14 protein-coding genes and 2 pseudogenes are annotated in these 12,801 nt (G+C 74.4%); 9 read left to right on the forward strand and 7 right to left on the reverse strand.

The window, feature by feature from the left end; all coding sequences use genetic code 11:
* Nucleotides 1-35: 35 nt before the first annotated feature.
* Entirely contained in the window at nucleotides 36-734 is a 699-nt protein-coding gene (locus ACFYS8_RS20800; RefSeq protein ID WP_387642970.1) for a hypothetical protein, read from the reverse strand.
* Between the two features lie 87 nt (nucleotides 735-821).
* On the opposite strand from ACFYS8_RS20800, the gene ACFYS8_RS20805 reads away from it, so the two are divergent.
* Complete coding sequence (locus ACFYS8_RS20805; RefSeq protein WP_387642971.1) at nucleotides 822-2,000, forward strand: hypothetical protein; 1,179 nt, start codon at nucleotides 822-824, stop codon at nucleotides 1,998-2,000.
* Between the two features lie 11 nt (nucleotides 2,001-2,011).
* On the opposite strand, the gene ACFYS8_RS20810 is transcribed toward ACFYS8_RS20805, so the two are convergent.
* On the reverse strand, nucleotides 2,012-2,446 hold the full coding sequence (locus ACFYS8_RS20810) for a hypothetical protein (protein ID WP_387642972.1): 435 nt from the start codon (nucleotides 2,444-2,446) through the stop codon (nucleotides 2,012-2,014).
* Between the two features lie 160 nt (nucleotides 2,447-2,606).
* Here ACFYS8_RS20810 and ACFYS8_RS20815 point away from each other — a divergent pair, with 160 nt between their 5' ends.
* Together ACFYS8_RS20815 and ACFYS8_RS20820 are read left to right on the forward strand one after the other, a co-directional pair.
* Nucleotides 2,607-2,912, forward strand: a complete 306-nt coding sequence (locus ACFYS8_RS20815; protein ID WP_387642973.1) for a hypothetical protein — start codon at nucleotides 2,607-2,609, stop codon at nucleotides 2,910-2,912.
* 41 nt (nucleotides 2,913-2,953) lie between these two features.
* Nucleotides 2,954-4,090: a hypothetical protein gene (locus ACFYS8_RS20820; protein WP_387642974.1), complete on the forward strand. Its 1,137-nt coding sequence runs from the start codon at nucleotides 2,954-2,956 to the stop codon at nucleotides 4,088-4,090.
* Between the two features lie 167 nt (nucleotides 4,091-4,257).
* On the opposite strand, the gene ACFYS8_RS20825 is transcribed toward ACFYS8_RS20820, so the two are convergent.
* The 3 genes and pseudogenes from ACFYS8_RS20825 to ACFYS8_RS20835 form a co-directional block, all read right to left on the reverse strand.
* Complete coding sequence (locus tag ACFYS8_RS20825) at nucleotides 4,258-4,713, reverse strand: hypothetical protein (RefSeq protein ID WP_387642975.1); 456 nt, start codon at nucleotides 4,711-4,713, stop codon at nucleotides 4,258-4,260.
* A gap of 123 nt (nucleotides 4,714-4,836) precedes the next feature.
* Complete coding sequence (locus ACFYS8_RS20830; RefSeq protein WP_387643044.1) at nucleotides 4,837-5,379, reverse strand: substrate-binding domain-containing protein; 543 nt, start codon at nucleotides 5,377-5,379, stop codon at nucleotides 4,837-4,839.
* A pseudogene (locus ACFYS8_RS20835) lies at nucleotides 5,376-5,546 on the reverse strand (LacI family transcriptional regulator); the annotation flags it as partial. The gene ACFYS8_RS20830 and the pseudogene ACFYS8_RS20835, both read right to left, overlap by 4 nt.
* Here ACFYS8_RS20835 and ACFYS8_RS20840 point away from each other — a divergent pair.
* Complete coding sequence (locus tag ACFYS8_RS20840) at nucleotides 5,499-5,945, forward strand: suppressor of fused domain protein (protein ID WP_387643045.1); 447 nt, start codon at nucleotides 5,499-5,501, stop codon at nucleotides 5,943-5,945. The pseudogene ACFYS8_RS20835 and the gene ACFYS8_RS20840 sit on opposite strands and share 48 nt — an antisense overlap.
* A gap of 176 nt (nucleotides 5,946-6,121) precedes the next feature.
* Here ACFYS8_RS20840 and ACFYS8_RS20845 read toward each other — a convergent pair whose 3' ends face one another.
* A complete protein-coding gene (locus tag ACFYS8_RS20845; RefSeq protein WP_387642976.1) occupies nucleotides 6,122-6,970 on the reverse strand; it encodes a universal stress protein in 849 nt (282 codons plus the stop codon).
* 319 nt (nucleotides 6,971-7,289) lie between these two features.
* On the opposite strand from ACFYS8_RS20845, the gene ACFYS8_RS20850 reads away from it, so the two are divergent.
* From ACFYS8_RS20850 to ACFYS8_RS20865, 4 genes and pseudogenes are all read left to right on the forward strand, one after another.
* The gene (locus ACFYS8_RS20850; protein WP_387642977.1) at nucleotides 7,290-8,162 is read left to right on the forward strand and encodes a universal stress protein; all 873 of its coding nucleotides are present in this window, start codon (nucleotides 7,290-7,292) and stop codon (nucleotides 8,160-8,162) included.
* A 151-nt stretch (nucleotides 8,163-8,313) separates the two neighbouring features.
* Nucleotides 8,314-9,330 (forward strand): alcohol dehydrogenase AdhP, encoded by a 1,017-nt coding sequence (adhP, locus tag ACFYS8_RS20855; protein WP_387642978.1) that lies wholly within the window; start codon nucleotides 8,314-8,316, stop codon nucleotides 9,328-9,330.
* Nucleotides 9,331-9,384: 54 nt separating this feature from the next.
* On the forward strand, nucleotides 9,385-9,933 hold the full coding sequence (locus ACFYS8_RS20860; RefSeq protein WP_387642979.1) for a universal stress protein: 549 nt from the start codon (nucleotides 9,385-9,387) through the stop codon (nucleotides 9,931-9,933).
* A gap of 73 nt (nucleotides 9,934-10,006) precedes the next feature.
* Nucleotides 10,007-10,510 (forward strand): annotated as a pseudogene (locus ACFYS8_RS20865) (cation transporting ATPase C-terminal domain-containing protein); the annotation flags it as partial.
* A gap of 166 nt (nucleotides 10,511-10,676) precedes the next feature.
* On the opposite strand, the gene ACFYS8_RS20870 reads toward ACFYS8_RS20865, so the two are convergent.
* On the reverse strand, nucleotides 10,677-11,669 hold the full coding sequence (locus tag ACFYS8_RS20870; protein WP_387642980.1) for a LacI family DNA-binding transcriptional regulator: 993 nt from the start codon (nucleotides 11,667-11,669) through the stop codon (nucleotides 10,677-10,679).
* Nucleotides 11,670-11,878: 209 nt separating this feature from the next.
* Between ACFYS8_RS20870 and ACFYS8_RS20875 the strand changes: the two genes are divergently transcribed.
* Entirely contained in the window at nucleotides 11,879-12,787 is a 909-nt protein-coding gene (locus ACFYS8_RS20875; protein ID WP_387642981.1) for a ribokinase, read from the forward strand.
* Nucleotides 12,788-12,801 lie beyond the last annotated feature (14 nt).

A 12,801-nucleotide genomic window follows, 5' to 3' on the forward strand; every position in this document is an offset into this window, starting at 1 on the left:
GGTGGTTGCAGCTACCGCTCCGGACGGTGTGCCGCCTACTGCCCTTCTCGTCGGCACTCGCCCGCCGCAGTCAGCCTGGCGGCCGCCACGCGGCGGACCTCGGCGGTCTCCAAGAGGTCGTCACGCAGCGCTTTCAGCCGAGTGACCGCCCGCCGGCCCAGCGGCACCAGGGTGGCGGCCAGCAGGCGGACGCCGGACTCGCAGTCCCACAGCCCCTGCGTCAGCGCCCGCCGACTGGCCACCGGGGCGACGGCGGCGATGGCCCGCAGGACGGCGGCGCGTTCGGCCGAGTGCGGGGTCCACTTCCACAGCGCGCCCAGAGCGGGCAGCGCTTCGGCCGCCGCCGGCCCGTACCGGGCGATCGCATCGGCCAGCGGGGCGAAGCCGCACCACTCGTCGGCCTCCCACTTGCGCCTCCACGCGGCCAGCAGATCGGGCAGCGGCGCGTCACCCGGGCCGGCCGGCAGCGCGCCCACCTCGGCCGTCGGCGGGGCGCAGACCGGGCGGATCGGGCCGGTGGCCTGCGCACCGTCCGCAGGTGGGTCCGGCGCCCAGGTCCGCCACGGCTCGGCGGCACCGGGCTCCGTCATGGCGCGGATGGCCCCGACGCCGTGCCCGTTCTGCAGGGAGCCCAACAGGTCGTCGGGGTGCGCGTAGCGCCGGCCCGGCTCGTCGTCGTTGTACCAGTCGGGTTCGGGGGCGCCCTCACCCGTGGGAGCGTTGCCGGTCGTCATCGGGCCCCACCTTGACCCACGGCGCGTCGGTGGGGCCGGCGCATTTCTTCGGCGCCGGCTGTCGGATGCGCGCACTAGCCTGCCGTCATGACCGAACTCGCAGTACTGGCCCGCCTGTCGGACGACGCCGACCACCCGGTGGAACGGCTGACCTGCCACCCGCGCCTGCCGCTGGCGGTCGGTACGGCGACCGAGGGCCGCACCGTGCGCGTCTACGACTGCGGCGAGGGGCAGCTGCGTGAGCTCGCCTCGCTCGACGTCGAGCCGGGCAGCACCCCCTGGGGGGAGGACGCGCCGCCGGCGGTGGCCTGGCATCCGGAGGAGCCGCTGCTGCTGGTGGCCGACGGGGAGTCGCTGCTGCGGTGGAGCCCTGACGGCCCGTCCGATCCGGTGCGTCTTCCGGCCGCGGCCGCGTACGAGGTGCTGGCGTTCAGCCCGGACGGTCGGCACCTGTGGGCCACGCCGTCCGCCGAGGACGAGTGGGCGGGATCGGACGTCCTCGACCCCGCGACCGGCGCGGTGACCGGCCCCGCCCGGCCCTGGGACACCGGCGTCGCCACCCACCCCTCCGGCGCGCTCGTCGCCACCCTGGCCAGTGACCAGGGCGCCACCTTCTGCCTGTTCGCCCAGCCGGACGGCGGTGCGATGCGGGTGCAACGGCACACGCTGGTCCTGGACTGCGACGGCTACGGCACCCCGCTGTTCAGCCCCGACGGGCGGCTGTTCGCGATCCGCGGCAACGCGTACACCGAATCGGTCGACGTCTTCGCCTTCCCGTCCCTGCGCCGCGTGCTGCGCACCTCCTTCCAGGAGCCCGAGAGCGGCGGCGAGTGGTCGCGCCACAATCTCGCCTTCGGCGCCGCTCCGGGCCTGCTGTGGATCGGCACCCCCAACGGGACGCTGCTCGAACTGGACGTCGAGGCCCGGTCGGACGTCGAACACGACCTGCGACTCGGCGCCCCGCTCACCGCGTTGGCCGCCACCGCGAACGGCGAACTGCTGCTCGCCCTCGACAGCGGCGAACTGGTCCTCCTGTCGGCGCTCCACGACCCGGCGCCCGCCACCGGGTCCGCGGCCGAGGACGTCGCAAGCTTCCTCGCCGCGACCGAGGAGGCCCCCGAGGACAGCGACCTGCTCCTCACCGACGGCACCCGCACCTGGACCGACGACGACCTCACCACCGTCACCGAGGCCTCTCCCGCCGACCCGACCTGGCTCCAGATCCAGGCCAACATGAACCAGTTCCGGGGCGCACAGACACCCTGAGGACGGCGGTCTCAGGGAAGCTCGACCGGTTGGTACGGCTGTTGATCACGGCTCAGGTGAAGGGACTGGTCGACGAGCCGCCAGGAGATGCTGTGCCTGCTCAGCGCCCAGGCTTCGGACCCGTGCCGGGCCTTGTCCACCCACTCCCGGAGTGCGGGGAGTGCCTGCTCGCGCAGGATCCGGCGGGCGGCGGCCCGTTCTCCGCTCGGGACGGTGGCGATGGTGATCCAGACGCTCGACCACATGTCGGGGCACAGGCCGGTGCCGTAGTTCGAGCCGATCGGTGGCATCCACGACGCCCGGAGGAGGGTTCCATCCGTCCGGGGAACGTTGTCGAAGTGGAGCATGAGGGCGTTGGACGGCGTCTCACCGAGGGCGGAGCAGACGTCCGTCGAGGTGAGCGGCCACGACAGGTGCCGCGGCAGGCGGCGGTTACGGGCTGGCACGCGCCCGAGGATGACAGACGGCCCGGTCAGAGCGCCCGGAAAATTTGAACCGGCGGCGGCGGGCGGTTGCGCGAACTCACTCCCGTGGAGGACGGGTTGGCGCCCGAGTTCGACCCGGCCGACCGCAGCGCTCTGACGCCGGTCCGCCATAATGGCGCTCATGACTGGTGAGCCCTTGTCCATCTCCCTCGCCGACCTGCGCAAGTCGTTCGACGTGCTGCTGAGCCGCGTGGAAGCCGCCGCGGCGGGTGATTCCGTCCTCCTGGACAAGGAGTACTTCTGGTCCGTCCCCTCGGACGCGCTGTACGACGTCGCCAGGGATCCGGAGATCCTGACGATCGGGCAGCTCTCGGAGTCATGGCAGCATCTGACGGCCCTGCTGGCGGACCAGGATCGCGCGACGGGGCACCACTTGGTGTGGCTCGCCGATGTCCTGCGGGCGATGGGCCATGACCTTCCCGCGTAGCACGCCGTGTTGGTGTCACGCCCGGCCACTACGGTGCCGCTATGACCCAACTCGCCCTGCTGGCCCACCTGTCGGCCGACGGCCGGCGCCCCGTCGAGCAGCTCGCCCGTCACCCCCGGCTCCCACTGGTGGCCGGTACTGCCCGGGAGAGCCGGCTGGTCCGGATCTGGGACTGTGACGGCGGGCGGTTGCGTGAACTCACCCCGGTGGACCTCGGGTTGGCGCCCGAACTCGACCCGGCCGACCGGTGGCGCGCCAACGTCCCTCCCCCGCTGGCGTGGCATCCCGAGCAGCCGCTGCTCGTCGTCGCCGACGGCTCCACCCTGACGCGCTGGACGCCCGACGGGCCGTCGGCACCCGAGCAGGTCACGGCCGTCTACCACCACCTGGCGTTCAGCCCGGACGGCCGCACTCTGTGGGCGAAACCGTCCGGCGACACCTCGGACGTTCTCGATCTCGCCACCGGCGCCACCGCCAAGGGCCCGTACTGGGACACCGGGGTCGGCGCGCACCCGTCCGGGGAGCTCCTCGTCACGCTGGTCAGCGACCAGTCCGCCACCTTCTGCCTGTTCGCCCGGCCCGGCGGCACCGACGGCGGCATGCGGGTGCAGCGGCACGCGCTGATCCTGCACGTCGACGGCTACGACACGCCGCTGTTCAGCGCGGACGGGCGGCATCTCGCCGTCCGGGGCAACGCGTACGTCGAGTCGCTGGACGTGTTCGCGTTCCCCTCGCTGCGGAACGTCCTGACGACGACGCTCGCCGAGGACCCGTCCGAGGCGTGGCCGCACCACAACCTCGCCTGGGACGCCCGGCCCGGTGTGCTGTGGATCGGCACGCCCACCGGTTCGCTGCTCGAACTCGACGTCGAGGCACGGGAGTCCACCGAACACCCGCACCCGGACGGCGTCCCGGTGTCCGCGCTGGCCGCCACCGCGAGCGGTGAACTGCTGGTCGCTCGCGCGAACGGTGAGTTGGCACTCCTGTCAGTGCACCCCGTCGGCGCCGCGCCCGCTCCGAACGACGACGTCGCGGTGTTCCTGGCGGGGACGGAAGAGGCCTCGCCGGAAGGGGAGTTGGAGGAGAACCTCGTGTTCACCGACGGCACCGCCGGCTGGGACGCCGAGTCCCTGGACGTGGTGACCGAGGCCGCCCCCGCCGCCCCGATGCGGCTATGAGCCCGATCCGCCGGCCGGACGAGGGTGCATAACTGACTGACGTGCCGTCACGTCGGGCTCGCTGCACGCCGGTTGACGGTCGGCCCGGCGATCCGGTGGCCGGGAGCAGACGGCCCGGGCGCCGGGCCGCGCCGAAGCTGGAGTTCGGTGCGGCCCGGGTGGCCGGGTCAGGACTCCGGCTGTGCGACCGTCAGCCCCCAGTGCACGTCGGGGGCCGAGGTCAAGACCCCGACGTAGAAGGCCCGGCCCTGTTCGGCCGTGACCACGACCGAGCCGCGGCCGACGGTGTCGACGGGGCAGGGCACGGTGAACTTCACGGGGGTGGTGTCGCCATACTCCGGCCGGTAGGTGACCTGCACTTCACCCGCGCCGTCGCTGCCACCCTGGCAGCCGACCGTGACGACGACCGGCAGGCCGTTGGGGCTGGCGCCGCCGGTGACGGCTCCACCGTTGCCGATCCAGTCCGGGATCCAGATCAGGCCGTCGGGCCCCGGGTGCGGCAGGATCTCGCCCGTGCCGGGCATGCCGTGGTCGGGTTCCCCGTCCTGTCCGGCGGCCGCCGGGCCCGCCGCCACCACGAGTGCCGCCACTGCAGCGACCCACGCGAAAGTCGTACGCTTCATGATTTCCCCTCCGAGACCGTCGGGTTCCGAAATCCCGACGTGCCCGAACAGTTTCGTCCTCCCCCAACCGGCCCTGCCTGAGTACGGATACTCAAGTCCCCTACCCAGGGCCGGAGCAGGCCGTCAGGCGTTCGCGTCGGCGGAGGCCCGGACGACCAGTTGGGGGGCGAAGCGTTCGACGTCCTCGGTCCGTTCCCGCGCGGGGGACGGCAGGAGGGCCAGGGTGCGTTCGGCCATCGCGGCGAGCGGGTGGCGGATCGAGGTGATCGGCGGGTCGAGAAGTTCGAGTATCTCGGTGTCGTCGAAGCCGGTGACGGCGATCTCCCCGGGCACCGACACCGCCGAACGCTGCAGCGTGCTGACCAGGCCCACGGCGAGGACGTCCGCGCCGCAGACGACGGCGTCGATGCCGTCGCGCTGCTCGGCGATCCGCCGCCCGGCGGTGCGGCCGGCATCGGTGGTGAAGCTGGGGAGCAGGACGGTGGTGGCGTCGGCGCCCCGGGCGGCGGTGAAGGCGGCGAGGCGTTCCGCGCCGGAGGAGGAGGCCTGGTCGGCGCGACCAGGGCGATGCGGTGGCGGCCGAGGGTGTCGAGGTGGTCGAGGAGCAGGCGCATCGCGGCGGCGTTGTCGAGGGTGACCGCGACCGTCCCGGAGCCGCCGGCCCAGCGGTCGAACAGGACGAGGGGTGCGCGTTTGGCGGCGGCCCGGACGGCGGGACCGGAGGCGGCGGCCGAGACGGGGACGACGACCAGGCCGTCCACCCGTCCCCCGAGCAGGGTTTCGATCTGTTCGGCCTCGATCTGCGTCGAGTTCGCGGCATCGGAGACGACCAACTGCCCGCCGGCGGCGCGGACTTGCTGGGCGACGGCCGCGGGCTGGAGTTCGTGTTGACCGCGGCGGGGAAAGACCCGCGCTTCGCCGAGCTGCTCACCATGGTGGCGTCCTGCCACGCGTCGCACCGTCTGGGCATCGAGCACAGCTTCCCGATCGGTGAGCCGTGGCTGCCCGGTTCGGCCTGCGACCACCTGCTGCGGAGCCTCCCGCACCTGCACGGCCCGGCCCTGGAGCACTGCCCGCAGCCGGGTGGCGGCGAGGCCCGCGTGCTGTGGCTGCCGCCGGTGACGTCCGCCGAGATCGCGTTCCGTCGCGCGCACGGGCACGAGGCGCTGGAGCAGCTCTTCGACGAGCACGCGATCGACCCGACGGACCCGCGCCGACCGTCGATGGTGTGATTCAACCAGGGCCAGGGGACAGCAAGTTGACGCTCCGTCAGGCAGTTACGCTGATAACGGGCATCGTCGACGAGGCCCGGGCCCGACCGGCGGCCGGGCAGCGAAAGCGCCCCGCACGGCGGTTGGCCGAGCGGGGCGTTCTGCTGTCCGGACACCCGCCGGGCGGGTGGGGCGAGTCAGTCGTGGGGGACGATGGCGACCGGCGACTTGGCGTGGTGGCTGACCGCGTGGGCGACCCGGCCCAGGCGGTGGCGGCGGCGGCCGACCACCACCAGGGCGGCGCCGGCGGAGGCGTCCACCACTGCCCCGGCACCGCTGCCGATCCGGCTGTCCTCGACCACCGTGACCTGCGGGTACTTGGCCCGCCACACGCCGAGCGCCTGAGTGAGCAGCTCCGCCTCGAGGACGCGGAACTGCTCGGCCTCGGTCGCCGGCGCCACCCCGCCCGCGTAGCCCCAGACCGGGGGCGGAGTCCAGCCGTGGACGGCGCGCAGCACCGCGCCGCGGGCCTCGGCCGCGCGGAAGGCGAATTCGACGACGGCGTCCGCCGGGGCGTGGGTGTCGATCCCGACGACCACCTCGCCGGGGGCCTCGCCCGGCTGCGGCTGCGCGGCCCGTACCAGCACGACCGGCACCTCGCAGCGCGCCGCGACGTCGAGGCCGATCGACCCCACCAGCAGGCCCTCGAAGCGGCCCAGGCCCAGCGAACCGACGGCGAGCAGCTCCGCCTCGGCCGCCGCGGCGGCCAGGTCGGCGGCGGGCTCGCCGCCGGTCAGCAGGCCGGTGTGCAGTTCCAGCCCCGGGTGGGCCTCGCGCACCTGCTGCGCGGTGTCGGCCAGCATCCGCTCCGCCAGGGTGCGCACGGACTCCGGCTGGCTGGGGTCGGCGTGCAGGTCGTCCTCCCAGGTCCAGGCGTGAACGAGGCGCAGGGCGAGGCCGCGGCGCAGCGCCTCGTCGGCCGCCCAGTGCGCTGCGGCGGTGCTCTCGGCCGAACCGTCGGTGCCGGCCAGAACGAACGTGCCCATGGCGGTGTCCCTGCTCTCCGTTGCTCGGGGCGGCCCCGGGCGTGGTCGCCGGGGGTCCATGATCATCCTGGCCGAGGTGCACCCTCCGAGTCCAATGCCTGCCCGGCCCCCGGGCCGGGCCCATGGTCCCGCCCGGTCGGGGGCCGGTGCGGGCGGTCCGGCGAGGCCGTCCCGGACGGGCGACGGCCTGCGGGACCTTCGGGACCCGCCGGGGGCTTCCGACCCCTGTCCGGACGGCCGGGGCCGCGGCGACGCTGACGGGAGCACGAGGCCGGGCGGACCGCCGCCCGGACCATCCGCACCCCCTGGAGGTCCTCCCATGTGCGATTCCGTCGTGGCCGGTGTCGACGGCTCTGCCGAGAGCGCCGCAGCGGCCCGCTGGGCGGCGGCCGACGCGCTCCGGCGCGGCGTCGCCCTCCGGCTGCTGTACGTGGCGTCACCGTCGGGCAGCGCCTTCGGGCACCGCGAACCGGCCGGGCACGCGCTGCCGGAGTTCGCGACGACGCTCCGGGCCGAGCTCGTGCACGCCCTGCCGGGGCTGGACGTCTCCTGCGAGGCGGTCCCCGGCGAGCCGTGGTCCGTGCTGGCCGCCGCCGGTGAGAAGCAGTGGCTGCTGGTGCTCGGTTCCGGGGGATCGGGCCGGCTCGCCGGGCGGCTCCTCGGTTCCGTCGCGCTGCGCACGGCCGCGGAGGCGCGGTGCCCGGTCGTCCTGGTGCCGGGAGGCGCCGCGGACCCGGACGGCCCCGGCGAGGTCGTGGTCGGCATGCGGGGCGAGCAGCCGTCCGGCGCCGTCCTCGGGTTCGCCTTCGAGGAGGCCGCCCGGCGCGGGGCCGTGCTGCGGGCCCTGGAGGGCGGGGCCGAGCCGCACGGGCCGCTGCGGACCGACGCCCCGATCGAACCGGCGGAGATCCGGCGGTCGCTGGTGGAGGCGAAGACCGTCCGCCTGCAGGACGCGCTGGCCCCCTGGCAGGAGAAGTTCCCCGAGGTGCGCACGGTGGCGGAGGTGACCGGCTGGGGCGCGTCCCGGGCCCTGCTGGAGGCCTCGCGCGGCGCGGCCCTGGTGGTGCTGGGCCGGCGCGCCCCCGCGCATCCGCTGGCCGCGCCGCACCTGGGGCATCTGGCACACGCGGTCGTCCACCACGCCCACGGCCCGGTGGCGGTCGTCCCGCACGACCCGGCGCAGCCCCGGTAACCAGCGGCCCTCGGCGGCCGGGGACCTTCAGCCCGCCGCGAGTGCACCGCTCGACCCCTGTGAACGGCGGGCCCGGGCGGTGGGATGGAGACACAGCAGAACCGGCGCGGACCGGAAACCGCCGCCGTTCCGTACGAAGGGCAGGAACACCATGAAGGCCGCCGTCGTCCGCGACTTCACCGCACCGCTCGTCATCGAGGACCGGCCGGTGCCGGCCCCGGCACCGCACCAGGTGCTGGTCCGGCTGGAGGCCTGTGGGCTGTGCCACACCGACATCCACGCCGCCCGCGGCGACTGGCCGGTCAAGCCGAACCCGCCGTTCGTCCCCGGGCACGAGGGAGTCGGCATCGTCGAGGCGACCGGCGCGGACGTCCGGCACGTCCGGGTCGGCGAGCGGGTCGCCATCCCCTGGCTCGCCGAGGCCTGCGGCCGCTGCGACCACTGCGTGGACGGCTGGGAGACCCTCTGCACCCGCCAGCAGAACAGCGGGTACTCGGTGGACGGTGGCTACGCCGAGTACGCCGTCGCCCACGGTGACTACGTCGTCCCCGTCCCCGACGGGGTCGACCCGCTGGACGCCGCTCCGCTCACCTGCGCCGGCGTCACCACCTACAAGGCGCTCAAGGTCTCCGGCGCCCGGCCCGGCACGCGCGTCCTGGTCTCCGGCATCGGCGGCCTCGGCCACCTGGCGCTGCAGTACGCCCGGATCTTCGGCGCCGAGACCGTCGCGGTCGACGTCACCGACGACAAGCTGGCCCTCGCCCGCGAGCTCGGCGCCGACCACGTGATCGACGCCCGGGTCCAGGACGTCGCCGCCGAGGTGCAGCGGCTCGGCGGGGCGGACGCGGCGATCGCCCTCGCCGTCAGCAACGACTCCTTCCGCGCCGCGTACGGCGCGCTGCGGCGCGGCGGCACCCTCGTCCTGGTCGCGCTGCCCGCCGAGGGCGAGCTGACCCTGCCGGTGTTCGAGACGGTGCTGAACGGCACCAAGGTGGTCGGATCCATCGTCGGCACCCGCCAGGACCTCGCCGAGGTGTTCGCCCTGCACGCCCTCGGCCGCACCCGGGTGATCCGGGAGAGCCGCCGCCTGGAGGACGTCAACGCCTGCATCACCGAGGTCCTGGACGGCAAGGTCGCCGCCCGCCTCGTCTTCGACCTGCGCGGCTGAACCGCACCGCGCAACCACGCAACCCGACAACCCACCGATCGGAAGGACACCAGCATGAACGGGACCGGCAGCACGGCGCAGCGGCGCATCGTGGTGGGAGTGGACGGCTCGGAGTCGTCCCGGGCCGCCCTGCGCTGGGCAGTACGGCAGGCGGCCCTGACGGGTGCCGCCGTGGAAGCGGTGATCACCTGGGAGTTCCCGGCCATCTACGGCTGGGGAATGACGCTGACCGACGCGGACTTCACCACGGCCGCCGAGCAGACGCTCGCCCAGGTCACCGAGGAGGAGAAGGACCCGGCCCACCCGGTCGAGATCAGCCGCCGGGTGGAGCGCGGCAACGCGGCCCGCGTCCTGCTGGACGCCGCCAAGGGCGCCGAACTCCTGGTCATCGGCAGCCGGGGCCACGGAGGCTTCACCGGGGCGATGCTCGGCTCGGTCGGCCAGCACTGCGTCCACCACGCCACCTGCCCGGTCGTCGTCGTCCGGGACACCGAGTACCAGGACACCGCCCGCGACACCGAGCACCGGGACACCGCCCGCGACACCGAGCACCGGGACACCGCCCGCGCCGAGCACGCCGACGTGCCGACCGCCGGTCACTGACCCGCAGCCCCGGCTGACAGGGGTTCCAGCCGGACGCACCGGACCCTCACCCGGCCGGGCCCGGTGCGTCCGGCTGCCGGGCAGCAGGACGCCGCCGCCGGGATGCCCGCCCGCCAGGCCGCCACGCAGGACGCCGAGCAGGTGCTCGCCCGCCTGGGCAGCACCTGCGCCGGGCTGTCCGGCGCGGAGGCCGGGCGGCGGCTCGCACTGGGACATCGGCTTCATCCGCCGCTTCATGCTGTGCTTCGGCCCGGTCAGCTCGCTCTTCGACTTCCTCACCTTCTGGGTGATGCTCGGCGTCTTCCACGCCGGGCCCGAGCTGTTCCGCTCCGGCTGGTTCGTGGAATCCCTCGCCACCCAGACGCTGGTGATCTTCGCCATCCGCACCCACCGGATCCCGTTCCTGCGCAGCCGCCCGAGCATCCCGCTGCTGGCCGCGTCGCTCGGCGTGGTGGCCCTGGGCGTCGCGCTCCCGCTCTCGTCCCTGGCCGCGACGCTGGGATTCACGGCTCCGCCGCCCGCCTTCTTCCTCGCCCTTGTGACGATGGTCGTCGTCTACCTCGTCCTGATCGAGGGCGTCAAACGGTGGTTCTTCTCCCGCCCCGCCACCGTCGCGGTACCGCGCACACCCCGCCACCGGCAGGAGGCCCACCGCATCCACCGCAGGGCCAGCCGTTTCAGCCGCCCCGGCCCGCTGACCTGCGCCGGCCCGCTGACCTGGGCCGGGCCCGCCCGGCGCGCCGTCAGGCGTTCGCGTCGGTGGAGGCCCGGACGACCAGCTGCGGAACGAAGCGCTCCACGGTCTCGGTCCGTTCCCTGGAAGGGGCCTGAAGAAGCGTCAGGGTGCGTTCGGCCATCGCGGCGAGCGGGTGGCGGATCGAGGTGATCGGCGGATCGAGGAGTTCGAGTATCTCGGTGTCGTCGAACCCGGTGACGGCGATCTCCCCGGGCACCGACACCGCCGAGCGCTGCAGGGTGGAGACCAGGCCCACGGCGAGGACGTCCGCGCCGCAGACGACGGCGTCGATGCCGTCGCGCTGCGCGGCGATCCGCCGCCCGGCGGTGCGGCCGGCGTCGGTGGTGAAGCTGGGGAGCAGGACGGTGGTGGCGTCGTCGCCGCGGGCGGCGGTGAAGGCGGCGAGGCGTTCCGCGCCGGAGGAGGAGGCCTGGTCGGCGGCGACCAGGGCGATGCGGTGGCGGCCGAGGGTGTCGAGGTGGTCGAGGAGCAGGCGCATCGCGGCGGCGTTGTCGAGGGTGACCGCGACCGTCCCGGAGCCGCCGGCCCAGCGGTCGAACAGGACGAGGGGTGCGCGTTTGGCGGCGGCCCGGACGGCGGGACCGGAGGCGGCGGCCGAGACGGGGACGACGACCAGGCCGTCCACCCGTCCGCCGAGCAGGGTTTCGATCTGTTCGGCCTCGATCTGCGTCGAGTTCGCGGCGTCGGAGACGACCAACTGCCCGCCGGCGGCGCGGACTTGCTGGGCGATGGCGTCGGCGAGCTGGACGAAGTAGGGGTTGGCGAGGGAGGGGACGACCACGCCGACGGTGCCGGTGGTGCCGGTGCGCAGCGCTCTCGCGGAGTGGTTGGTGCGGTAGCCGAGTTCGCGGGCGGCATCCTCGACGCGGCGGGCGAGTTCGGGGTCGACGTTGCGCGGGGTGCCGGCCAGGACGCGTGACGCGGTCGCGCGGGAGACGCCGGCGGCTGCGGCCACGTCGAGGAGTCGGGGCGCTGTCACGTGGGGGTCCTCCCCGGTCGGGAATGGTGTCGGCGGTGGGCGCCGACGATTTCGGTGTCGAAACGATGTCGGCGCGGTCTCGGATCGGGCGGCCGCGGACCGGTATGTCCGAGCTGGCGGAATGCGCAGCACGAGGGTACTTGACGGTCGGCGAGGGCTGGGCCAGAGTGTGGGAAATCGATCTCCCAAGGAGCTCCCAAGGAGCGCAGATGCCGTCCATCACCGTCGTCGGTTCGGTCAACCGCGATCTTGTGCTGACCGTTCAGGACCTGCCGCGACCTGGCGAGACCGTGCTCGCGGAGGGCTTCGTGGAGGGTGTCGGCGGCAAGGGCGCCAACCAGGCCGTGGCGGCCGCCCGGCTCGGTTCGCGGGTGCGGCTGGTGGCCCGGGTCGGGGCGGACGCGGAACCGATCCTGCGGGCGCTGGCCGCCGAGGGTGTGGACGTCGCGGCGGTGCTCCCGGCCGAGGACGCCAGCACCGGGATCGCCTCGGTGGTGGTCGACCGCGCGGGCGAGAACACCATCGTGGTCAACCCGGGCGCGAACGCGGCACTCGCCATCGCCGACCTGCCGGAGCAACTGGCAAGCGCCGCAAGCGATGTACTGCTTCTCCAGCACGAGATCGCCCCCGAGGTGGTCGCCGCCGCGGCGCTCCGGGCCCGACAGCAGGGCGGCACGGTCGTCCTCAACCCGGCGCCGGCCCGCCCGGTGGCGCGGGAGGTGCTGGCGGCAGTAGACGTCCTGGTCCCCAACCTGGGCGAACTCGCCTCGCTGCTGGGCGTCGAGCGTCCGACCGGCCCCGACGGCGCCCGCGAACTGCTGGAGAACGCCGAACTGCCTTGCGGGGCCGTGGTGGTGACGCTCGGCGCGGACGGGGCGCTGGTCAAGCAGCCCGGCCGGCCCGCCGTCCATCTGCCCGCCCCCGAGGTGGAAGCCGTCGACACCGTCGGAGCCGGCGACACCTTCTGCGGGGCACTCGCCGACTCCCTCGCCCGCGGCACCGACCTGCTCGCCGCAGCCGAACGCGCCGTCCGGGCGGCCTCGCTGGCCGTCACCGGGCTCGGCGCGCAATCCTCGATGCCGTACGCGGCGCAGCTCGACTCCCCCACTGCGCCCTGACACCCCCACGCCTT

This window comes from Kitasatospora sp. NPDC004615 (genome assembly GCF_042873545.1).
Lineage (GTDB): Bacteria > Actinomycetota > Actinomycetes > Streptomycetales > Streptomycetaceae > Kitasatospora.